The organism is Actinomyces sp. SKVG-SVH-4(1) (assembly GCF_048514265.1).
GTDB lineage: Bacteria > Actinomycetota > Actinomycetes > Actinomycetales > Actinomycetaceae > Actinomyces > Actinomyces oris.
Genome location: NZ_JBGEVE010000007.1, coordinates 96,024 through 116,861, shown reverse-complemented (window position 1 = coordinate 116,861; position 20,838 = coordinate 96,024). Strand labels below are relative to the sequence as shown.

The window sequence follows — 20,838 nt, the reverse complement described above, 5'->3', positions numbered from 1 at the left end:
GGCCCGTGATCAGCAGGCCTGTCGGGCAGGCCTCGAAACGTGAGAGACATTGGGAGGATCTTCTGTCCACCAACACCGTCACCGAGAACGGCACGGCAGCCGACGACGTCGCCGTGCCGCGGACGGCTGACGCCAAGCCGTTCGTCAAGCCGCTGTGGTACTGGGTGCTCCTGATCGTCCTGGTTGCGGTGATTGCGAAGACCGCGGTGCCCACCTTCACCGTCACGGGGGGCCACAAGCTTGAGCAGCCCGGTGCTGAGGACTTCTTCCCCGGGGCGATCTTCGGTGAGGGGACTCTCCTGGAGTTCAACCGGCTCACTCTCGTCCGCGTCGTTATGGGGGTTGCCCTGTGCCTGACGGTGGGCGTGGTCGCCAGCCGGATCAAGATCGTCCCTGGGCGCGGCCAGGCCCTGCTGGAGATCATCGCCGACTTCGTGCGCAGCAATGTGGCCTTCACGCTTCTGGGCAACAAGAACGGCCGCCGCTTCGCCCCGCTGCTGGGAACCCTCTTCCTGGGCGTGCTCGCCATGAACCTCGCCGGCGTCATCCCCGGCCTCAACATCGCCGCCTCCTCGGTGGTCGCCGTGCCCATGGTGTTCGCGGCCCTGACCTACATCACCTTCATCGGGGCGGGCATCAGGGAACAGGGGGTCGGGCACTTCCTCGCCTCCCAGCTCATGCCGCCGGGCCTGCCCAAGGTGATGTACCTGCTCATCACCCCCATCGAGTTCCTCTCGAACTTCATTGTGCGGCCGGTGACGCTCACCCTGCGTCTGCTGTGCAACATGGTCTCCGGGCACATGCTGCTCGGCATGACCTTCTTCGGCACCACCAGCCTGCTCCTGCACCTCCAGGCATCCTCAACGATCAGCCTCCTGACCGGCGCGTCCATGATCGTGATGACCCTGTTCGAGATTTTCGTCGCGGTCCTGCAGGCCTACATCTTCACCATCCTCAGTGCCGTCTACATCAAGCTCTCCATCGAGGCCCACTAGACGCCGCGGCGCGTCGCCCAAGCCTCTTTCCACCGCTCCCACCTGCGCCATCCGGCGCCAGAAAGAAGGAACCACATATGACCTCCGCTGCTCTCGCATACGTCGGCTACGGCCTGGCCACGCTCGGCCCGGGCATCGGCATCGGCATCATGGTTGGCAAGACCCAGGAGGGTACGGCCCGCCAGCCCGAGGTGGCCGGGCGCCTGTTCACCAACATGATCATCGGTGCGGGCATGGTCGAGGCCCTGGCCCTCATCGGCTTCGTTATCCCGTTCGTTGTCAAGTGATGCTTCCCCTGGCCAACGAGGGCGGGCAGAGCGGAGGCACGGCCTTCATCCTGCCCCACGCCCATGAGATCTTCTGGGCGGCGATCGTCCTCCTGCTCATCCTCCTGGTGGTGGGCCGCTACGCCCTGCCCCGGCTCTACGCCGTCCTGGACGAGCGCGCCCAGCGCATCCAGGAGGGCCTCGACCTGGCCGACAAGGCGAAGCAGGACCAGGCCGACGCCGAGAAGCGCGCCGCCCGGCTCGTGGACGATGCCCGCCGAGAGGCCGCCCGCATCCGTGACAACGCCCAGAGCGAGGCCAAGGAGATCGTCGCCAAGGCCCGCACCGACGCCCAGGCCGAGGCCGCAGGCATTGTCGAGGGTGCTCAGCGCCAGATCCTGGCTGAGAAGCAGGCCGCGCAGATCTCGCTGCGCACCGACGTCGGCATGCTCGCCTCCACCCTGGCCGAGCGCATCGTCGGTGAGCAGCTGAGCGACACCGCCCTGTCTGAGCGGGTCATCGACCGCTTCCTCGACGAGCTCGAGACCATGGAGCCGGTCGAGGGCCTCGACGCCGTCGCCTCCTCTGCGGAGGCGACGCGGTGAGAACAGGAACTGCCGCCACCCGTGAGACCGTGAGCCAGGCCTGGAGCCCGGTGCTCACGGCTGCGGGCGTCGAGGGCCAGGAGCTGGGTCGCCAGATCCTCGCCCTGGCTCACCAGGTCGCCGTCCACTCGCTGCCCGCTCCGCTGACCGACCCGGGCCGCGAGCCCGAGGACAAGGTGGCCCTGGCCCGCAGGCTCTTCACCGGCACCGTGGACGAGCGCGTCGTCGACCTGCTCAGCGCCATGGTCCGTGGCCGCTGGTCCAAGGCAGTCGACCTGGTCTCCGCCCTCCACGACCTGGGCATTGAGGCGATCCTCGCCGGCGCCCACGCGGGCGGCTCGGCGGAGGAGATCGAGCAGCAGCTCTTCGAGGTCCACGAGCAGATCGCCGACAACCGCGAGCTGCGCGAGGCCCTGACCCCCTCACGCCGCACCGGCACCGAGGCCCGGGTCCGCTTGGCCGAGGCCGTCTTCGCGCCCCACATCAGCGCCCCCGCCATGAGCCTGGTGGACTGGTGCGTGCGGCACCACGCCGAGGGCGGGCCGTTGCGCAACCTGCGCCGCGTCGTCGAGCTGGCCGCCGAGATGCGTCAACGCACCATCGTCGACGTCGTCACCGCCATCCCCATGACCTCGGCCCAGGAGGAGCGCCTGCGCACCATCCTGGAGCGCCGCCTGGGCACCAGGATCGACCTCAACTGCGAGGTCGACTCCGAGGTCATCGGCGGCGCCCGCATCTCGACGCGGAACTACGTCATGGACCGCACCGTGCGCAGCGCCGTCGCCGAGCTGCGCACTCGCCTGGCGGGCTAGCCCGCTGATCGCACGCCGACCCACAACTTCACCACCCCACCCCGCGCCGTCGTCGCTCACGCCCAGCGCCGCCGGCCCCCAGAACGCAACCAGCAAGGAGACGAGATGGCAGAGCTGACCATCAGGCCCGAGGAGATCCGCTCGGCCCTGAACGAGTTCGCCGAGTCCTACAAGCCCGCCGAGGTCGCGGCCGAGGAGGTCGGGCACGTCGTCTTCGCCGCTGACGGCATCGCGCACGTCGAGGGCCTGCCCGGCGTCATGGCCAACGAGCTGCTCACCTTCGAGGACGGCACCGCCGGCCTGGCCATGAACCTCGAGGAGCGCCGGATTGGCGTCGTCGTCCTGGGCTCCTTCGACGGCATCGACGAGGGCCAGGTCGTGCGCCGCACCGGCGAGGTCCTCTCCGTCCCCGTGGGCGACGCCTACCTGGGCCGCGTCGTCGACCCGCTGGGCCGTCCCATCGACGGCCTTGGCGAGATCGAGGCCGAGGGGCGCCGCGCCCTGGAGCTCCAGGCCCCCGGCGTCATGGCCCGCAAGTCCGTCCACGAGCCCCTCCAGACCGGGCTCAAGGCCATCGACTCGATGATCCCGATCGGCCGCGGCCAGCGCCAGCTCATCATCGGCGACCGCCAGACCGGCAAGACCGCCATCGCCCTGGACACCATCCTCAACCAGAAGGAGGCCTGGGAGTCCGGCGACCCGAACAAGCAGGTGCGCTGCATCTACGTGGCCACCGGCCAGAAGGGCTCCACCATCGCCGCCGTGCGCGCCACCCTGGAGGAGCGCGGCGCCCTGGAGTACACCACCATCGTGGCCTCCCCGGCCTCCGACCCGGCCGGCTTCAAGTACCTGTCGCCCTACACGGGCTCGGCCATCGGCCAGCACTGGATGTACCAGGGCAAGCACGTCCTCATTGTCTTCGACGACCTGTCCAAGCAGGCAGAGGCCTACCGCGCCGTCTCCCTGCTGCTGCGCCGTCCGCCGGGCCGCGAGGCCTACCCCGGTGACGTCTTCTACCTCCACTCGCGCCTACTGGAGCGCTGCTCCAAGCTCTCCGACGAGCTGGGGGCGGGCTCCATGACCGGGCTGCCGATCATCGAGACCAAGGCCAACGACGTCTCGGCCTACATCCCCACCAACGTCATCTCCATCACCGACGGGCAGATCTTCCTCCAGTCCGACCTGTTCAACGCCGACCAGCGCCCCGCCGTCGACGTCGGCATCTCCGTGTCCCGCGTGGGCGGCGCCGCCCAGGTCAAGGCCATGAAGAAGGTCGCCGGAACCCTCAAGATCACGCTGGCGCAGTACCGCTCCATGCAGGCCTTCGCCATGTTCGCCTCCGACCTGGACGCCGCCACCCGCGCCCAGCTCACCCGCGGCGAGCGCCTCATGGAGCTGCTCAAGCAGCCCCAGTACACGCCCTACCCGGTGGCCGAGCAGGTCGCCAGTGTTTGGGCCGGCACCAAGGGATACCTCGACGACATCGACGTCTCCGACGTCCTGCCCTTCGAGGCCGCCTTCCTGGACCACCTGCGGCGCAACACCGACATCCTCGACACCATCGAGTCCACCGGCCAGCTCACTGACGAGACCGAGGAGGCCCTGGTCAAGGCCGTCGAGGCCTTCCGGCGCACCTTCGCCTCCGGTGAGCAGATGCTGGGCGCCCAGGTCGCCGAGCCCGAGGAGGAGCCCGCCGCCGAGAGGACCACCGAGCAGCTCGTGGTCAAGAGGGGCTGACGTGGCAGGAAACCAGCGCGTCTACAAGCAGCGCATTCGATCGACCCAGACCCTCCAGAAGGTGTTCCGGGCGATGGAGCTCATCGCCTCGTCCCGGATCGGGCAGGCGCGCCGCAACGCGCAGGAGGCCTCGCCCTACGATCACGCCTTGAGCCAGGCGGTGGCCGCGCTGGGAACCTACTCCCGCTTCGAGCATCCCATCACTCAGGAGCGCACCGACACCAAGCGTGTGGCGATCCTCGTGGTCACCTCCGACCGCGGCATGGCCGGCGCCTACTCGGCCACCATCCTGCGCGAGACCGGCCGCCTCATCGAGGAGCTGGTCAAGGAGGGCAAGGAGCCGGTGATCTTCACCTTCGGCCGGCGCGCCCAGAGCTACTTCGGCTTCCGGGGCACGCCGATCGAGTTCTCCTGGACCGGGCAGTCGGACCGCCCCTGCGATGAGGCCATCGAGGAGGTGGCCACCACCCTGCTGGACTACTTCCTCCAGCCGGCCGAGGCCGGCGGCGTCGCCGAGGTCCACATCGTCTTCACCCGCTACGTCTCGATGGTCTCCCAGGTCCCCGAGGTACGTCGCATGCTGCCGCTCAAGGTCGTCGACGTCGAAGGGGCCGGCGAGCTCGACGACGCCGGCAACGAGGCCCTGGAGAAGGAGCTGGCGGCCAAGCACGGCAGCTCCATGCCGCTCTACGAGTTCGAGCCCGGGCCCTCCGAGGTGCTCGACGCCCTCCTGACCCGCTACATGGGGTCGCGCATCCGCAACGCCCTGCTGCAGTCGGCCGCCTCCGAGCTGGCCAGCCGCCAGCAGGCCATGCACACGGCCACGGACAACGCCGAGGACCTCATCATCACCTACACCCGCCTGGCCAACGCGGCCCGCCAGGGCGACATCACCCAGGAGATCACGGAGATCGTCTCGGGTGCCGACGCCCTGGGGTCCGAATAGGCCGGGCAGCCCCCGACGTCGTCGAGAACCCCACACAGACTCACCTCACCGAGCAGGACCCCTCTCAGCTCTGGAAGATACGGAAGAACGCACATGGCTGACACCACCACCCCCGGGACGGGACGCATCACCCGCATCATCGGCGCCGTCGTCGACGTCGAGTTCCCGCCTGATGCGATCCCGGCGATGTACAACGCCCTCAAGGTGACCGTCCAGGCCACCAGCGCCGGCGAGGAGCCCCACGAGATCACCCTGGAGGTCGCCCAGCACCTGGGTGACAACATCGTGCGCACGATCTCCCTCAAGCCCACCGACGGCCTCGTGCGCGGCACGCAGGTGCGCGACACCGGAGCGCCGATCTCCGTGCCCGTGGGCGACGTGACCAAGGGCCACGTCTTCAATGTCACCGGCGACGTCCTCAACCTCGGCCCCGGCGAGCAGCTGGAGATCACCGAGCGCTGGCCCATCCACCGCCAGCCCCCGGCCTTCGACCAGCTCGAGTCCAAGGAGCAGATGTTCGAGACCGGCATCAAGGTCATCGACCTGCTCACCCCCTACGTGCAGGGCGGCAAGATCGGTCTGTTCGGCGGCGCCGGCGTGGGCAAGACCGTCCTCATCCAGGAGATGATCCAGCGCGTGGCCCAGAACCACGGCGGTGTCTCCGTGTTCGCCGGCGTGGGCGAGCGCACCCGTGAGGGCAACGACCTCATCGTCGAGATGGACGAGGCCGGCGTGTTCGACAAGACCGCCCTGGTCTTCGGCCAGATGGACGAGCCGCCGGGCACGCGTCTGCGCGTGGCCCTGTCCGCCCTGACGATGGCCGAGTACTTCCGCGACGTCCAGCACCAGGACGTGCTGCTGTTCATCGACAACATCTTCCGCTTCACCCAGGCCGGCTCCGAGGTCTCCACGCTGCTGGGCCGCATGCCCTCGGCCGTGGGCTACCAGCCCAACCTGGCTGACGAGATGGGCCAGCTCCAGGAGCGCATCACCTCCGCCGGTGGCCACTCCATCACCTCCCTGCAGGCGATCTACGTGCCCGCCGACGACTACACCGACCCGGCGCCGGCCACGACCTTCGCCCACCTGGACGCCACCACCGAGCTCAGCCGTGAGATCGCCTCGCGAGGCATCTACCCGGCCGTGGACCCGCTGACCTCCACCTCGCGCCTGCTGGCCCCCGGATACGTGGGCCAGGAGCACTACGACGTCGCCACCCGCGTGAAGTCCATCCTCCAGAAGAACAAGGAGCTTCAGGACATCATCGCGATCCTCGGTGTCGACGAGCTCGGCGAGGAGGACAAGGTGACGGTGGCCCGCGCCCGCCGTATCGAGCAGTTCCTGTCCCAGAACACCTACATGGCGGAGAAGTTCACCGGCGTGGCCGGCTCCACCGTGCCGCTGTCGGAGACCATCGAGGCCTTCCGCCGCATCTGCGAGGGTGACTACGACCACCTGCCGGAGCAGGCGTTCTTCAACATCGGTGGCATCGAGGACCTCGAGCGTCGCGCCGCCGAGCTCAACGCCTGAGTCGTTAGGATCCGGGTAGAACCGGGCACAGGAAAGGAGGGGGACATGGCCTTACATGTTGAGGTGGTCTCGCCGGCGGGCGAGGCCTGGACCGGTGAGGCGACGCAGGTCTCCGTGCCCCTGATCAACGGGGAGATGGGGATCCTGCCGGGTCGTCAGCCCCTCGTGGCGGTCCTGGGGGCCGGTCCGGTGCGACTGAGTCCCATCGACGGCGAGATGCACAGTATCGAGGTGTCCGGCGGCTTCTGCTCCGTGGACCACGATGTCATCACGATCGCCGCCGACCACGTGAAGCAGGGCGCGGAGGCCTGAGTCATGGGGCAGCACGTGTGGATGGTCGTGGCGATTGCCGTCACCGTCCTCGTGCTGCTGGCAGGCGGGTTCCTGCTGCGTTTGCGCTACCTGGCCGGGCAGGTCGGCTCCTTCGAGTGCGCCCTGCGTCCCCGCGGGGCGCAGCGCTGGCTGAGCGGGGTCGCCTCCTTCCGGCTCGACTCCCTGGAGTGGTACCGCCTCGTGTCCTTCTCCACCAGGCCGTCGCGCTCATGGAGCCGCTTGAACCTGGAGCTCTCCGAGGCACGGCGCCGCCGGGAGCAGGGGCGCGTCGTCGAGGTGCACTGCGTGGACGCCACCCGCAGCCCCGAGGGCTTCGACCTGGCCATGATGGAGGAGTCCCACTCGGCGCTGATCGCCTGGGTGGAGTCCGCCGCCCCCGAGCAGCCCCGGCTCTTCTGAGACCCGACGCCGGGGCTCGGCGATGAACCCTGTGGCTGCGGCTGGTCGTTGAGCCCGGCGGCCGGATCCGCCGGGGCGGGGCCTTCGGGACGGAGACGAGGCCTCCTGGCCGGATCGACGACGTACCTTTCAGCCGAGGACTGCGTTCTCCTCCAGACCACTGAGGTCCCCTCCCAGTCATCTGGAGGAGAACGCAGTCCTCGATCACGAAGTACGTTCTCGACGGCGGAGCAGGGTGCCGCCTTCGCCTGACGTCGTGTCCCCAGGCCCCGGGTCACGCCTGAGACGCGACGTCCGATCCGGTGCGCACGCCGTGCATGGACAGTGGAGGGGTGCGCCTCGGGTGACACGATGCTCAGGCCCGCCGGCCCCGGTGTCGCGCCGAGGCCGGGCCCACCCCGCTAGGGTGGACGGGTGCGCCTCGTTATTGCCTCCTGCTCCGTCGACTACTCCGGCCGCCTGGACGCCCACCTGCCCCGGGCCACCCGTGTGCTCATGCTCAAGGCCGACGGCTCGGTCCTCATCCACTCCGACGGCGGCTCCTACAAGCCCCTGAACTGGATGAGCGCCCCGGCCCGACTGGCCGTCACCGAGCCGGACGAGGAGGCCGCGGCCGACGGCGTGCGCGAGGTCTGGGAGGTCAGCGCCACCAAGACCGACGACCGCCTCGTCATCCGCCTCTTCGAGACCATCTCCGACGTCAGCCACGAGCTGGGCGTGGACCCCGGGCTCACCAAGGACGGCGTCGAGGCCCACCTCCAGGAGCTCCTGGCCGAGCAGATCGAGGTCCTGGGCGCCGGCTACCGCCTGGTGCGCCGCGAGTTCCCCACCGCCATCGGCCCGGTCGACATCATGGCCAAGGACGCCGAGGGCCGCTCCGTGGCCGTGGAGATCAAGCGCGTCGGGGGGATCGACGGCGTCGAGCAGCTCACCCGCTACCTCGAGCTCCTCGACCGCGACCCGCTGCTGACCCCCGTCCAGGGCGTGTTCGCCGCCCAGACGATCAAGCCCCAGGCCCGCGTCCTGGCCGAGGACCGCGGCATCCGCTGCGTCACCCTCGACTACGACGCCATGCGCGGCATGGACGACCCGAGCTCCCGCCTGTTCTGAGGAGTCAGCCGTGCCTGCCGCTCGCACCTCCTCCGTGCCGCTGCCGACCGAGGTGAGCCTGGCCCGCATCATCTCCCAGGGCCTCATCCCGGCCACTGCCGCGCCCGACGTCGTCGCGGCAGTGTCCCGCCAGCTCGCCATCCAGGGCCAGCAGGTCTCCGCCGTCCCGCACGCCCTGCTCGTGCGCGCCCCGGCCGCCACCCCGGCCGACGTTGAGGCCGCCTTCGCACGAGGCGACCTGGTGCGCTCCTGGCCCATGCGCGGCACCGTCCACATCACCACCACCGCCGACCACCACTGGCTGCGGGCCGCCCTCATGCACCGCACCGACGCCTGGGTGCGGAACAGCGAGAAGGCTTACGGAGTCGATACCGCCCTGTGCGAGCGTGCTGCCGAGGTGGCCCTGGGCCTCATCGAGGACCAGGGCCCGCTGATGCGCTCGGTGCTGCTGGCGGCCTGGCAGGAGGCGGGCCTCATGGAGGCCTTCCGTGGCGAGGATGTCTCGGCTTACCGGCGCCGCCACCTCCTGGTGCGCCTCCAGCGCGAGGGGATCCTCGTCCAGGGGCCGCGGTCCGGCAACGAGCACCTCGTCATGGACGCACGCGACCTGCCCGACGCTGACTCCGGGCCCGCAGGGGCCGATGTCGCCCACGGCGGGACCGGTCACCGCGCCGCCTGCGTGCACATCGCCTACCGCTACGCGACCAGCCACGGCCCGGTCAGCGCCGAGGACCTGGCCCGCTGGACCACACTGCCCAAGACGCAGGCCGCCCGCGCCCTGGAGGACGCCGTCGAGCTGGGGGAGGAGCAGGCCCCAGCCGTGGTTGATGCTGCCGGCGAGCCGGTCCGGCCGCGTGTCCCGCTCGTGCGCGCGGTCGCCGAGGGCGGGGCCCGCGGAGGTCTGCGCCCGCTCGGCCCCGGCGAGTCGGCCCCGAAGACCGGCCTGCTCTACATGCGCGCCGACCTGCCCGACCTACTGTCCGCTCACCGCAGCGCCGCGCAGGCCACGCACTTCCTGGGCTCCTTCGACGAACTGCACGTGGGCTACAAGGACCGCTCCTGCCTCACCGATGAGGACGGTGAGCGCCTCATCTGCCCGGCGAGCAACGGCATGTTCCGCCCGATCCTGGTGGACCGTGGCCGACTCGTCGCCGTGCGGCCGGTCGGTGAGGGCCTGCTGTGGAAGGGCGGGGCGGCGCCGTCGGCCCGCGTGGAGCGCGACGTCAACCGGGCCGTGTCCCGCATGGAGCAGCGCCTGGCCGGGTGAGCAGAGTGGAGCCGAAACCACCCGCGCAGTGTGGGGGAGGAGACGCCCCGAAGGAGGTTGTCTGATGTCTGAAGTGGTGACAGAATCCGACTCATGAGCAACGAAGCCATGCAGGTCCGCGCACTGCGGGGCCGCGTCGTCACCCCCGACCACATCATCGACGACGGGGCGGTCGTCCTGTCCGGAGCTCACATCGCGTGGGTCGGGCCCGCTGACCAGGCCGCCCGGGCCGGCTTCGCAGACGTCGTCGAGCAGGCTCAGGCCGCACCCGAGGGGGGCTACCTCCTGCCGGGCCTGGTGGACGTCCACTGCCACGGTGGGGGCGGTGAGTCCTTCCCCAACGCCGAGACCGCCGAGCAGGCGATGGTCTCCGTGCTCGAGCACCGCCGCTTCGGCACCACCTCGCTCGTGGCCTCCTGCGTGACGGCCGCCCCCGAGGTCCTGCGCGCACGCACCCGGGTCCTGGCGGGGCTGTGCGAGGACGGCGAGCTCGCCGGCATCCACTTCGAGGGGCCCTTCGTCTCGGTGGAGCGCTGCGGCGCCCAGGACCCCACCTACATCATCGACCCCGACGCCGACCTGACCCGCGAGCTCATCGAGCTCGGCGGCGGGCACGTCGTCACCATGACGATCGCCCCGGAGAAGCCCGGCATCACCGGTGACGACGGCGTCAACGCGGCCCTCATCGAAGGAGGGGCGCTGCCCTCCTTCGGGCACACCGACTCCGAGGCCGCCCCCGTGCGCGCCGCCCTGGCCGACGCCGCCGCCCGCATCGCCGAACGCCTCGAGGCCGGCCAGCCGGTCCGCGCCCCGCGCTCGACAGCCACCCACCTGTTCAACGGCATGCGCCCCATGCACCACCGCACGCCCGGGCCCGTGCCCGAGTTCCTGGCGGCCGCCCAGCGCGGCGAGTGCGTCCTGGAGATGATCGGCGACGGCGTGCACCTCAGCCCCGCCATCGTCCTGGACATGTTCGAGACGCTGGGGCGCGACAACGTCGTCCTGGTCACCGACGCCATGGCGGCGGCCGGCATGGCCGACGGCGACTACGTGCTCGGCTCCCAGCCGGTCACCGTGGCTGACGGCGTCGCCCGCCTCACCGAGGGCGGCGCGATCGCCGGGGGGACCGCCCACCTCATCGACGTCGTGCGCACCACCTGGCAGGGGGGAGTCGACCTGGTCGACGCCGTCTACGCCGCCAGCGTCCAGGGCGCCCAGATCCTCGGCGACTCCTCCGTGGGGGCGCTGCGGGCGGGCCTGTGGGCCGATGTCGTCGTCACCGACGCGGACCTGCGGCCCGTCACCGTGCTGCGCCGCGGCGAGGCGGTGGAGCCCGCCGCCTGATCCTCCCGCACCACCGGCCCACGCGGGCACCAGCAGACTCTTGTCATGTGGGAGCCGTTCGCCCCGACCTGAACCGCCAGGTCGGGGCGAACGTGTGGTGCGGGGTGGGTTGTGGGTCTAGCCCGGCAGGCCCAGGAGACGGCGGGTGTAGACGGCCTGGCCGGAGTGCTGAGCGGCGTCGTCAATGACTGAGGCCAGGCGGACAGCCCGAGTGACGGGCGGGTCCCAGGACTCGTCGACGATGTCGTCGAGCCCCTCCGGGGTAAGGGAGCGCAGGTAGATGGTGGCGAGTGTGTAGGCGTCGTCGAGGTAGGCGAAGAGGATGCTGAGGTCGCCGACGACGACCTGGGCGGCCTGCTCGGGCGTGTGGTGCCAGTCCTCGGTGTCGTCGGGCAGGGGCAGGGCGAAGCGCTCGCGGTGGCCGCCGGTGACCCAGACGGGTTCGACGCCCGCCAGGGGCGCGACCTGAATGTCGAGCTCGCGAGCCGTGTGCCAGGCCAGCCAGGTCAGGGAGTCGATGCGGGGTGCCAGGTCCGGGGCGGGCCGGGTGTTGGCCTGCTCGAGCGTGACACCATCGAAGGCGCGGTCGAAGCGCTCGCGGGATCGGGACAGGACGTCAATGAGCATCTCAAGAGTCGCCATGATGTCAGGCTACGTGGCGGGTCTGAACACATCGGGAGAACCGGGTGCAAGGTACCGTCTCGCCTGTACCAGTTTCAGTGGGAGGTGAGCCGCAACGACACCGCGCCGGCGCATTGGATACAGGTGACTCGGTTCACGGACCGCCTGTTCAGAATTGCAGTGTTTTGTCAGTAATCTCGATAGCATTGCTGTATGAGAACTGAACGCGGCGTCATGTTGCTGACTCCTTTGGAGCGGGTGGAGGAGGCTCTATTCTTGGGTGCCGCATGATCTTGATCGCAGGTGAGTTGCTCGAAATTCGATCAATGATCGAAGGTGTAGGTTCTGGTCTACGTGTTGCCAAGGTGGTGCGGTCAATATTATGTATGTGATGTTTGACCAGATTGTCGACTGTGAGCGCGGAGACCGGGCTCGGGCTCGCGAGGTTAGCCTTTTTTTCTACGGCAGTGTTCTCTCTGTGGTTTACTCACTATTTCTGTGGTACTGCTCTCTATGGTCTATTCTCGTCCTGTTCTTGACGTTTTGCGTTATATTTCTGGCGCAGAATGTTGTGAAGGGTTCTGTACTGGAAGATGTTGATAGGCCTCACCGGCTGTGGGCGAGGCTGTCGACTGAGGGGGTTGAATTCGTTCCGTCGTCAACTCCGGCAGTATGTGAATGGGCTTGTCTTGTCGGGCTTTTCCTGGGTGCCTTACTTGCAATATGTGTTGGTCAGTATGTCGACGTTCCTCGCCGACCATACTCCGATGGACTGCTTATCGGTGCAGCCGCAGTGTTCTTTGTCTTATTGGCCATTAATGGGGTGCCTCGATCGGCTCCTGGAAGTGCTGCATGGAGGCTGACTCCCGAAGGGCTACTTATTTCTCCATATAGTCAGTACAGGGCGTTCGTCGACTGGTCTATGAAACCTCAGGTGGAGGGGCGGGGAGTCGTCAACCTCCAAGAGTGTGTCGTGATCAAGGACTCGCGCGGAAGGCGCTACTATCTTCCGATCTCGGGGCTGCCGATGAGTTACGTGCAGTTTCGTCGGCTGCTGAGTTTCTACTCAACGCACCCTAAGCTCCGCCGGGAGATCCCGTCGAGTAAGGGTGTCGGGCGCGTTTGCTCTCTGTTGGATAGCTAAGGGGAGGGCTGTGATTCGTCATGTGACGTCCTATGTCACGTGGCCGCGACTCCTGCCTGCGACTGGTGAATTTGTAGGTCAGTCCGCGTGTTCGTGGGATAAGGGTGTGAATTGGCGGTGTGCTCTCCGACCGTGTGTTGTGGGGTCTTGGTGTCACGTTTGGCGACGTTTAGGCCGTCCGTTGGCTGGTGTGCCCTGGCCTGTAGGGCTCCGGCCAGCGCATACGCACCGGAGTGCGACGATCGTCGGCCAGGGGTACCCCCATAAAGTCGCCGATTGTGACACCGTTTGTGGAGTGGGATGGAGGCCTAGTCCTCCGGCCAGGTGTGTTGGGGTCTTGGGATTAGCTGCTGGCTGTGGTGTGAGTGGGTGCTGGGTGTGTGTTGAGGTGTGGGGGTTAGTGGCCTTGGGCTTCTTCGGCGTCGTCGGTGAGGTAGGTGATGATGCGGACGAGGTCGTAGGGGGTGGAGGTCTCGGTGGTGGTGATGGTGCCCTCGATGGGTCGCCACTGGGTGTCGCCTTGGGGGCGGAACCTCGTGGTCCAGGTGGTGGTCAGGGTGGTGGTGACGCCGGTGGCGGTGTGCTGGTAGTGGTGGGTCACGGTCTGGTGGGGGTAGGGGGCGCCTGGGTCGGTGGTGGTTGTGGTGGTGCCGTCTCCCCAGTTCCAGGTGTAGGAGACCGGGGTGAACTCGACCTCGATGGGGGTGCCCAGGATGGTGGTGGTCTGGTAGCGCACGGCGGGGTTGGTGTAGACGATGAAGGCCTTGGAGATGATGACCTTGGGGCCCGGGGGCTGACGCGTGATACCCGAGCCTTGAGCGATGAGGGTGGCGGCCTCGCGGGTGGTGATTGTGATCGTACGAGGATCACCGCCGCCGGCGGGCTCGGCGGGTTTGACGGAGCGGTTGACGCCTGACATGCGGCATGCATAGTCTGACGACTCATTTTTGTTTTTCTTAGGTGAGCACTCGTGGTGAGGCTGCTCATCCCACATCGACGGGTCCGAGGCTGTCACAGTCGGATGATCCTGAGACGGAGGCTCACCAGAATCCGATGATCCTCCTTCGGTTACTTGCTCGGTTACTTCTCCATAGAATTCGGTTCCATTGGGGATGTTTTTAGAGTCTACTTCTGTTTGTGGTGGAGGTTGGTTGTCGTGGCCCGCTACAGTGATGGGTGAGGCGACAATCAGAATCGACGCAACAGTGCTTACGATAGCTTGCGATCCTGTGTTCACTTGTGTTCCACCTCGACAGTACCTATCATCCAGCGTTTATTGCTGTATCGGACTGCGACATTCAGTACTTTTCCCTCGGAGGGTTCAGAGGTGGTCGGATTTTGCCCGTCGCCATAGTAGGAGGCCATTGCTCCGTAGTTGACGATTACCTTGACTCTGTTGTATTCGTATCCTTCGAGCTTATCGTAGTAAGTCATGCTGACAATTTCCTGGTCCCACTTGTCGGCCCATCCTCCTTTGCTGTGGATGTCGTTGGCATCGTCGATGGTGGACTTGCAGAACTTGCAGCGGTCGTCACTCATGGCGGCGAACTCGGTGGTGTTGCCGGTCATGAAGGCGTAGCGGTAGAGCTCGAGGAAGTAGCGGACGCTGGAAGCAGCCCCTTCGGGGCTCTCCTCGTTCATCTGCTGGGGCTTGGCCGGTGCAGGTTCGGCCAGGGCGGCGTCTCGCTTGGCTCGCAGCTCAGGGGTCAGGGCGGCCTCTCGGGAGGCGGTCGCACTCGCGTTGGCGTCGGCGATGCCCTTCTCAGCCCGAGCAACAGCAGCCGACGCGCTGGCACTGGCGCTCGCGCTGGCCTCAGCCTTGGCGTCCCTCACCGAGCAGGCCGCCACCCCCAGCGCCAGCACACACACCGCCACCAGTCCGGCCACGCCTCTCCGGCGGCTGTGCGCGGCAGGGCGGCGCTCCAAGATGGCGATCTGGCTAGAGCCGGATGCAGGACGCCGCACACCCACGGGCGCAGCGGATTGTAGGGACGTACTCATCACGGAAGCCTCCTCGCCACCGAAACAACTCCATACCCCGCCCGGCCGGGCGACACTGCCCGTCCAGACGGTGCATTGACATTACCTGCCCCAACGTCCCCAAACCAGGCCCCGAGGACACTCTGTGGAAAACCCGAAACGGGACTCCCCGAGGAGGGCGGCGCCTCTCGCGTCATCAGCCCACAACCGTGACCGTGACCGGGACCAGGGAGAGTCATGGTGGCTGCGTGAACCGTGCTCACACTCGGCCACCTGACCTCGCACGATTCCACCAGCCGCTGTGTTGTCTCATGGCTTCTGAGAGTTTCGGATGTCATGACATCTCAAGACACCGGTGGTATGCGTCTGCCGGATGGGAGAGCTGTTGCTTCAGTCTGCCGGAGAGAGGCTGACCCGGTCAGTGTGGTGGCTTACGGCGTCGTCTGGACGCACTGCACGAGGGGTGGGGTGCTACTGGACGAGGGTCGGGTGCACTTCGGGTAGGTGGGGCCTTCGTGCAGTGCGCACAACCCTTGTTCAGTGGATCCCGACCCTCGTGGAGCAGGCCAACTCGAGGCGAGACTCAAGGCGGAGCCGGCGTCGGGTCATAGCCTCCAGGCCCCAGCACAGACGTCGGTCAGAAGTCGGTCGGGCGGACTTGTGACGGAGACGCCGGGCACTGCTGCAATACCCACGGACTCTCGCTCCTGCGCGGCCTGGTGTCCACAGTGCTGACATTAACGGGCTCGGCGTCAGTGCACCCAGCAGGGATCGTTGGAATCCTGCGGTTTCTCTCGGGTGTGCAGCCCCGATTCGGGGTTAATGTCAGCGCTGTGGACACCACTCCCGTCACGCCCCATCCCTTCGGCCCCCTCGCCTCCTGGACCACCAGCCTGCCCCGGGTTCCCGCCCGAGCGAGTGCCTCAGCAGTGAGGAGACAGTACAGATTCCACCAGCCGCTTTCACAACCTCACGGGGAAGTGCATCGCCAGCGCTCCGGCACTTTGTGCCATCCGAGTCGCCCACGTCACCGTCCGGTCTCTATCTGGACGGTGACGGGCCACCCCACCCCGCCCCTGCTCAGGCGAAGACGACGGTGCGGTGCCCGTTGAGCAGCACCCGGTGCTCGGTGTGCCAGCGCACCGCCTGCGCCAGCACCCGGCGCTCGACGTCCTGCCCCTTGGCCTGCAGCACGGACACCGAGTCCTCGTGCCCGGCCCGCGTCACGTCCTGCTCAATGATCGGCCCCTCATCGAGGTCCGCTGTCACGTAGTGCGCCGTCGCCCCGATGAGCTTGACCCCGCGCTCGTGCGCCTGGGCGTAAGGACGCGCCCCCTTGAAGGACGGCAGGAACGAGTGGTGAATGTTGATGACGCCCCCGTGCAGCCGCTCGCACAGGGCGGGGGAGAGGATCTGCATGTAGCGGGCCAGCACCACCAGCTCGACGTCGAGGGAGTCCACCAGCCCCAGCAGCTCGGCCTCGGCGGCCTCCTTGGTCTCCTTGGTGACCGGGATGTGGTGGAAGGGCACCCCGTAGAACTCGGCGACGTCCCGCAGCGTCTCGTGGTTGCCCACCACGCCGACGACGTCGACCGGCAGTCCCTGGCTGCGGGCCCTGAAGAGCAGGTCGGTCAGGCAGTGCCCCTCCTTGGAGACCATGATGAGGGTGCGCATCGCGCGCCCCACCTCATCGAGGCTCCACTCCATCTCGTACTCGCCGGCCAGCTCGGCCAGGTCCTTCTCCAGCTCCACGCGCGGCACGGTGGTGAGCACCTGGACCCGCATGAAGAACAGGCCGGTGGAGGAGTCCCCGAACTGCTTGGACTCGGTGATGTTCCCGCCGCGGCGCGCCAGCGTCCCGGTGACCGCGTGGACGATCCCCGGGCGGTCGGGGCAGGACAGGGACAGGACCAGGTGGGCGGCGGAGTCGGTGTGCGCCGTGGAATGAGCCATGGCCTCAGCCTAGTCGGCGCTCGCGCCACTTGACGACGGCGAGCATCAGCCAGGTGGTCACGATGAAGGGCCAGGTGTAGGTCGGCACCGGGATCTCCGTGAAAACCCGGTCCACGACGACGGTCAGCACCGATCCCACCACCGCCAGCACCCAGGCCCGCCTCCCGGGAGGCAGGAGGACGACGCCGATCGCGATCGCCGTCAGGCACGGCGAGTATCCGCCCAGTCCGTGCGCCGCCTGGCCGGCGGGAACGAGCGCCAGCGTTGCTGCCGTCCCGACGACGCTGCCCAGCAGCGCCGCTGCCCCGACTCTCCACCCGGCGATGAACAGCCCTGCCAGGATCAGCACCCCGCCGACCCAGGAATCGACGAGCACCACCTGGGACTCTCCCGTCAGCACCGCCTCCGGGACCAGCCAGGCCGTCGCCCCACTGACCGGCGCCGGATCCGGCACCATCGGCGCATCGATCGCCCTGAGCAGAGCGGTCAGCAGTCCGGAGACGATGCAGAAAGGAGCCGTGAGCGCCGGGAGCCCGACCGGGGCGAGGGCGCGCTCCAGGGCGCGGTGGACCGCGGGGCACGCTGCCGCCCCGACCACGGTGACCAGCGTCGCCGGCCAGAAAACCCCCATAGCGGCCCAGGCCGCTGCTCCCACCAGCGCCCCGTTGTAGCCCTGGAGTCCGTCACGCACACGCAGATCCAGCAGCCTGGCCGCCACCGTTGACACCGTCGTCCCGAGGACCACCTGAAAAGCCATGAGCGGTGAGTAGACGGCGATGCCGGCCACGATGAGCAATCCGGTGAGCGCACGGGGCTGGAAGAAGATCTGCCCCACCCCGCGCCCCAGCGCGCCCACGCCGGACGAGACGATCGACGGGACGGCCGAGGTACCCGGTCCGTCAGCCGGGCGGTGGGACTGATGAACAGGTGACTCAGGCATGAGGGGCTCCGATCGATAGAGACTCGGGAGGTGCCCGCCGCCCAGGCGAGCGGGCTGTTGCTAGTACTTGCGCAGGTTGAGCCTCGGCGCGCCGAACCACCGGCTGCGCAGAAGCTCGCTGATGTCGAGCATGAGATCGGTCAGACGAGTCGTGTCATCGCCCAGCGCCCGGGCGATGAAGCCGGGTCCCTGCACCCGCGTCACTGCGCCGCGCACGTCGTCGACCTCCAGCATCTGGGCCACCTCATTGACGAGGGCGTCATCGACCCGGGCGTCGAGCGCCGTGAAGGAGGCCAGGTGGCTGTGCCCCTCCAGGCCTCCCAGCCCCGCCAGCCCGGCCTCACCGGGGACCAGGCGCAGGTTGTCGACGACGGCGCACCGCCCACCGACACGGATGTCAGTGCGCATCCGCAGGCAGTCGTAGCCGAAGGCTGAACCGTCCGGGGCCCATCCGGGGGTGAGGACCTCCAGGGACATGAAGGTCGCCGTCGGGTCCATCTCAACCAGGGTGGTCTGCCGGTAGGAGGACTCCCGGTAGGCGATGACCTGGTCGGGAACGAGCTCCAGCACGGCCCGGGGCCCCAGGCTCACCCGGGTGTCCTGGTGGACCGGGCAGGTGGGGGTGCGGTAGATCTTCGTGGCCGCCTGGGTCGTCAGCACCGCCGAGGCCCCCTGGAGGACCTCGACCTCGGTGAGATAGGAGTCGCCGTCCAGGTACCCGCCTCCGGGATTGACCACGTAGTAGGTCACCTGCCCGCTCTCATCGAGGTACAGCGGGCGGAAAACCCTCAGTGCTCCCCGGTGGTACTGCTCGACGGCGATACTCCGGTCCCCGCCCCGGGCGATCCGCAGGTGCAGCTCGCCGGTGGTGCTCACGACTCCAGGTCCGTCATGAGCACGTCATGGTGGATCCACTCGATGACCTGCTCCAGGCCCTCGTCGGTCTTGAGGTTGGTGAAGCAGAAGGGCTTGTCACCCCGGAACACCTTGGAGTCGGCCTCCATGACCGCCAGGTCGGCGCCGACGTGAGGGGCCAGGTCCGTCTTGTTGATGACGAACAGGTCGGACTTGATCATCCCCTGACCGGCCTTGCGAGGAATCTTCTCGCCCTGGGCGACGTCGATGACGTAGATGGAGAAGTCGACCAGCTCGGGGGAGAAGGTGGCCGAGAGGTTGTCGCCTCCCGACTCCACGAATACCACCTCCAGGTCCGGGTGGCGCTCCACCAGCTCGGCGATCGCCGCCTCGTTCATGGAGGTGTCCTCACGGATGGCCGTGTGCGGGCAGCCCCCGGTCTCCAGCCCGACGATGCGGTCCACCGGCAGGACCCCCTGGGCTGCGAGGATCTTGGCGTCCTCGATCGTGTAGATGTCGTTGGTGACGGCGGCCATGGAGACCTCCTGGCTCATGGCCCGGGTGATGCGCTCGATGAGCTGGGTCTTGCCCGCCCCCACCGGGCCGCCCACCCCGATCCGGACCGGGCCGGGGTGGGAACGGTGCGCCGGCTGCTCGGGCGCGTCCGCGTGCTGCTGGCTGGTTGCTGCTGACATGAGAATCTCCTCACTGGCTCTTCAGGAAGGTCTTTCAGGACATGAACATGCGGGCCCGCTGGCGCTCGTGCCGCATCTGGCTGATCTCGATCCCGGGTGCGGCGGCCCCCAGGTCCATTTCATCGAGGCCCCCGATCCGCCTGACCGCGGCGCGGACGTCGCCGCGCACCGAGGCGATGGCGCGCTGACCGGCGTCCTGCCCCAGGGGGATGGCTCGTACAGCGTTCTGCGTCAGCGAGATGACGCTGGACTGGAGGTAGGCCGCCGCGACCGCCGCCGGCGGCGCCCCCAGCGCGTAGCCGGCGATCGCCAGCACGATGGCGGGGTGGGAACGGCAGCCACCGCTGCCCTTGGTGCCCCCGGTGTCCCCGGCGTTCCCGGTGACCCCGGTGTCGATGAGCGCCGCGTATCGGCTCAGCAGCCTGCCGCCGTCGGTGCCCTCCAGGGCCAGGCGGGCGATGGTGAGCATCCTCCGCCCCATCGTCACCCCGGCCCGGCGCACCTGGATCGGCACCGCCTGAGCCACGAGAAGCGCATCGAGGTGCGCGATCGCCTCCCAGTCATCGGCCGCCACTGCCTCGAAGGCCAGCCGCAGCCCCAGCCCCTCGGAGAAGGTCAGCTGGGTGAACACGAGCGCGCGCAGCCAGGACACGAAGGAGGCCTCACCGTCCACGACGCCCTCGCAGATGTAGGTCTCCAGCCCGAAGGAGTGGGAGAAGGCACCCGTGGGCAGCGCGGAGTCGCACAGCTGGGCCAGCGGCAGCTGCCAGCCGGCGGGCTCGCCCCACTGTGGGGCGGGAGTGTCAGTGAGTGTGCTCGGCATGACGGAAGGGGACGGGCATGGACCGCTCCATCCGCGCGTGACGCACACCCAGGTGCTCCAGGTAGTGCTCGGCGGTGTGGTCGTACTGGATGACCATGACGCCGTCATGCCCCTCAAGGTCCGGGAAGGGCTCCTCCGGGCCGAAGAACTGGGCGGGCAGGTGCCGGTTGCCCAGGTTGTGGGCGACGACCCCCATCTCGCGCACCGTGGCGGGCGCGATGACCAGAACATCGGTGGGCTCCAGGCGCACGACGACGATCCCGCGCTCGTTGCGAAGCAGGATGTCGCCCTCGCGCAGGTCCGGTGCGCCCGGCGCGAGCCGGATGCCGAGCTCGGTGCCGTGGTCGGAGCGCACTCGTTGGATGCGTTTCGTGAGGTCGGCCAGGGGGAGGACCACGTTCTCCACGTGCACGCCCTCCAGCTCCTCGCCGGGCAGGTCGTGGATATTGCCTGAGATGGACTCGATAATCATGAAGGCTCCAG

Annotated in this window: 21 protein-coding genes; 12 read left to right on the top strand and 9 right to left on the bottom strand. The window is 68.2% G+C overall.

Going from position 1 to position 20,838, the window contains the following annotated elements; all coding sequences use genetic code 11:
- The first annotated feature begins 5 nt into the window (after positions 1-5).
- From atpB to AB7V09_RS07740, 12 genes are all read left to right on the top strand, one after another.
- Positions 6-995 carry a F0F1 ATP synthase subunit A gene (atpB, locus tag AB7V09_RS07795; protein ID WP_009747361.1) on the top strand — a complete coding sequence of 330 codons (990 nt, stop codon included), beginning with the start codon at positions 6-8 and terminating at the stop codon, positions 993-995.
- Between the two features lie 77 nt (positions 996-1,072).
- Positions 1,073-1,282 (top strand): ATP synthase F0 subunit C, encoded by a 210-nt coding sequence (gene atpE, locus AB7V09_RS07790; RefSeq protein ID WP_009395854.1) that lies wholly within the window; start codon positions 1,073-1,075, stop codon positions 1,280-1,282.
- Entirely contained in the window at positions 1,282-1,866 is a 585-nt protein-coding gene (locus AB7V09_RS07785; protein WP_009405854.1) for a F0F1 ATP synthase subunit B, read from the top strand. The genes atpE and AB7V09_RS07785 overlap by 1 nt, the downstream gene beginning before the upstream one ends.
- On the top strand, positions 1,863-2,678 hold the full coding sequence (locus AB7V09_RS07780) for a F0F1 ATP synthase subunit delta (protein WP_419143394.1): 816 nt from the start codon (positions 1,863-1,865) through the stop codon (positions 2,676-2,678). The genes AB7V09_RS07785 and AB7V09_RS07780 overlap by 4 nt, the downstream gene beginning before the upstream one ends.
- A gap of 105 nt (positions 2,679-2,783) precedes the next feature.
- Positions 2,784-4,415: a F0F1 ATP synthase subunit alpha gene (gene atpA, locus AB7V09_RS07775; protein WP_009406263.1), complete on the top strand. Its 1,632-nt coding sequence runs from the start codon at positions 2,784-2,786 to the stop codon at positions 4,413-4,415.
- A gap of 1 nt (position 4,416) precedes the next feature.
- Positions 4,417-5,361, top strand: a complete 945-nt coding sequence (locus AB7V09_RS07770) for a F0F1 ATP synthase subunit gamma (RefSeq protein ID WP_419143393.1) — start codon at positions 4,417-4,419, stop codon at positions 5,359-5,361.
- Between the two features lie 93 nt (positions 5,362-5,454).
- Complete coding sequence (gene atpD / locus AB7V09_RS07765) at positions 5,455-6,891, top strand: F0F1 ATP synthase subunit beta (protein WP_009406285.1); 1,437 nt, start codon at positions 5,455-5,457, stop codon at positions 6,889-6,891.
- A 45-nt stretch (positions 6,892-6,936) separates the two neighbouring features.
- Positions 6,937-7,203 carry a F0F1 ATP synthase subunit epsilon gene (locus AB7V09_RS07760; RefSeq protein WP_419143392.1) on the top strand — a complete coding sequence of 89 codons (267 nt, stop codon included), beginning with the start codon at positions 6,937-6,939 and terminating at the stop codon, positions 7,201-7,203.
- A 3-nt stretch (positions 7,204-7,206) separates the two neighbouring features.
- The gene (locus AB7V09_RS07755) at positions 7,207-7,623 is read left to right on the top strand and encodes a DUF2550 family protein (protein WP_009406496.1); all 417 of its coding nucleotides are present in this window, start codon (positions 7,207-7,209) and stop codon (positions 7,621-7,623) included.
- A 414-nt stretch (positions 7,624-8,037) separates the two neighbouring features.
- Positions 8,038-8,733: an endonuclease NucS gene (gene nucS, locus AB7V09_RS07750; protein ID WP_009405946.1), complete on the top strand. Its 696-nt coding sequence runs from the start codon at positions 8,038-8,040 to the stop codon at positions 8,731-8,733.
- A 10-nt stretch (positions 8,734-8,743) separates the two neighbouring features.
- Positions 8,744-10,000, top strand: a complete 1,257-nt coding sequence (locus AB7V09_RS07745; protein WP_419143391.1) for a DNA glycosylase AlkZ-like family protein — start codon at positions 8,744-8,746, stop codon at positions 9,998-10,000.
- Positions 10,001-10,108: 108 nt separating this feature from the next.
- On the top strand, positions 10,109-11,344 hold the full coding sequence (locus tag AB7V09_RS07740) for an N-acetylglucosamine-6-phosphate deacetylase (protein WP_419143415.1): 1,236 nt from the start codon (positions 10,109-10,111) through the stop codon (positions 11,342-11,344).
- A gap of 117 nt (positions 11,345-11,461) precedes the next feature.
- Here AB7V09_RS07740 and AB7V09_RS07735 read toward each other — a convergent pair whose 3' ends face one another.
- The 9 genes from AB7V09_RS07735 to ureE form a co-directional block, all read right to left on the bottom strand.
- Positions 11,462-11,986, bottom strand: coding sequence for a DUF664 domain-containing protein (locus AB7V09_RS07735; RefSeq protein WP_419143390.1), 525 nt, complete (start codon positions 11,984-11,986; stop codon positions 11,462-11,464).
- A gap of 1,520 nt (positions 11,987-13,506) precedes the next feature.
- Entirely contained in the window at positions 13,507-14,346 is an 840-nt protein-coding gene (locus tag AB7V09_RS07730) for a zinc transporter (protein ID WP_419143389.1), read from the bottom strand.
- Positions 14,343-14,984 (bottom strand): DUF6318 family protein, encoded by a 642-nt coding sequence (locus AB7V09_RS07725; protein ID WP_419143414.1) that lies wholly within the window; start codon positions 14,982-14,984, stop codon positions 14,343-14,345. The genes AB7V09_RS07730 and AB7V09_RS07725 overlap by 4 nt, the downstream gene beginning before the upstream one ends.
- A gap of 1,185 nt (positions 14,985-16,169) precedes the next feature.
- The gene (gene purU / locus AB7V09_RS07720) at positions 16,170-17,042 is read right to left on the bottom strand and encodes a formyltetrahydrofolate deformylase (protein WP_075254165.1); all 873 of its coding nucleotides are present in this window, start codon (positions 17,040-17,042) and stop codon (positions 16,170-16,172) included.
- A 4-nt stretch (positions 17,043-17,046) separates the two neighbouring features.
- On the bottom strand, positions 17,047-17,982 hold the full coding sequence (locus AB7V09_RS07715; RefSeq protein ID WP_419143388.1) for an urea transporter: 936 nt from the start codon (positions 17,980-17,982) through the stop codon (positions 17,047-17,049).
- A 60-nt stretch (positions 17,983-18,042) separates the two neighbouring features.
- Positions 18,043-18,858, bottom strand: coding sequence for an urease accessory protein UreD (locus AB7V09_RS07710; protein WP_419143387.1), 816 nt, complete (start codon positions 18,856-18,858; stop codon positions 18,043-18,045).
- Positions 18,855-19,532, bottom strand: a complete 678-nt coding sequence (gene ureG / locus AB7V09_RS07705; RefSeq protein WP_180806239.1) for an urease accessory protein UreG — start codon at positions 19,530-19,532, stop codon at positions 18,855-18,857. The genes AB7V09_RS07710 and ureG overlap by 4 nt, the downstream gene beginning before the upstream one ends.
- 34 nt (positions 19,533-19,566) lie before the next feature.
- The gene (locus tag AB7V09_RS07700; protein WP_419143386.1) at positions 19,567-20,355 is read right to left on the bottom strand and encodes an urease accessory protein UreF; all 789 of its coding nucleotides are present in this window, start codon (positions 20,353-20,355) and stop codon (positions 19,567-19,569) included.
- Positions 20,336-20,827 (bottom strand): urease accessory protein UreE, encoded by a 492-nt coding sequence (ureE, locus tag AB7V09_RS07695; RefSeq protein WP_003789580.1) that lies wholly within the window; start codon positions 20,825-20,827, stop codon positions 20,336-20,338. The genes AB7V09_RS07700 and ureE overlap by 20 nt, the downstream gene beginning before the upstream one ends.
- Positions 20,828-20,838: the final 11 nt, after the last annotated feature.

What these genes read in the sequence shown, in the direction of transcription:
- AB7V09_RS07740 (WP_419143415.1), top strand. Translation starts at nt 10,109, where the DNA reads ATGCAGGTCCGCGCACTGCGGGGCCGCGTCGTCACCCCCGACCACATC.
- AB7V09_RS07760 (WP_419143392.1), top strand. Translation starts at nt 6,937, where the DNA reads ATGGCCTTACATGTTGAGGTGGTCTCGCCGGCGGGCGAGGCCTGGACC.
- AB7V09_RS07735 (WP_419143390.1), bottom strand. Translation starts at nt 11,986, where the DNA reads ATGGCGACTCTTGAGATGCTCATTGACGTCCTGTCCCGATCCCGCGAG.
- atpD (WP_009406285.1), top strand. Translation starts at nt 5,455, where the DNA reads ATGGCTGACACCACCACCCCCGGGACGGGACGCATCACCCGCATCATC.
- AB7V09_RS07785 (WP_009405854.1), top strand. Translation starts at nt 1,282, where the DNA reads ATGCTTCCCCTGGCCAACGAGGGCGGGCAGAGCGGAGGCACGGCCTTC.
- AB7V09_RS07715 (WP_419143388.1), bottom strand. Translation starts at nt 17,982, where the DNA reads ATGCCTGAGTCACCTGTTCATCAGTCCCACCGCCCGGCTGACGGACCG.
- atpA (WP_009406263.1), top strand. Translation starts at nt 2,784, where the DNA reads ATGGCAGAGCTGACCATCAGGCCCGAGGAGATCCGCTCGGCCCTGAAC.
- ureG (WP_180806239.1), bottom strand. Translation starts at nt 19,532, where the DNA reads ATGTCAGCAGCAACCAGCCAGCAGCACGCGGACGCGCCCGAGCAGCCG.
- AB7V09_RS07755 (WP_009406496.1), top strand. Translation starts at nt 7,207, where the DNA reads ATGGGGCAGCACGTGTGGATGGTCGTGGCGATTGCCGTCACCGTCCTC.
- atpE (WP_009395854.1), top strand. Translation starts at nt 1,073, where the DNA reads ATGACCTCCGCTGCTCTCGCATACGTCGGCTACGGCCTGGCCACGCTC.
- purU (WP_075254165.1), bottom strand. Translation starts at nt 17,042, where the DNA reads ATGGCTCATTCCACGGCGCACACCGACTCCGCCGCCCACCTGGTCCTG.
- AB7V09_RS07700 (WP_419143386.1), bottom strand. Translation starts at nt 20,355, where the DNA reads ATGCCGAGCACACTCACTGACACTCCCGCCCCACAGTGGGGCGAGCCC.
- ureE (WP_003789580.1), bottom strand. Translation starts at nt 20,827, where the DNA reads ATGATTATCGAGTCCATCTCAGGCAATATCCACGACCTGCCCGGCGAG.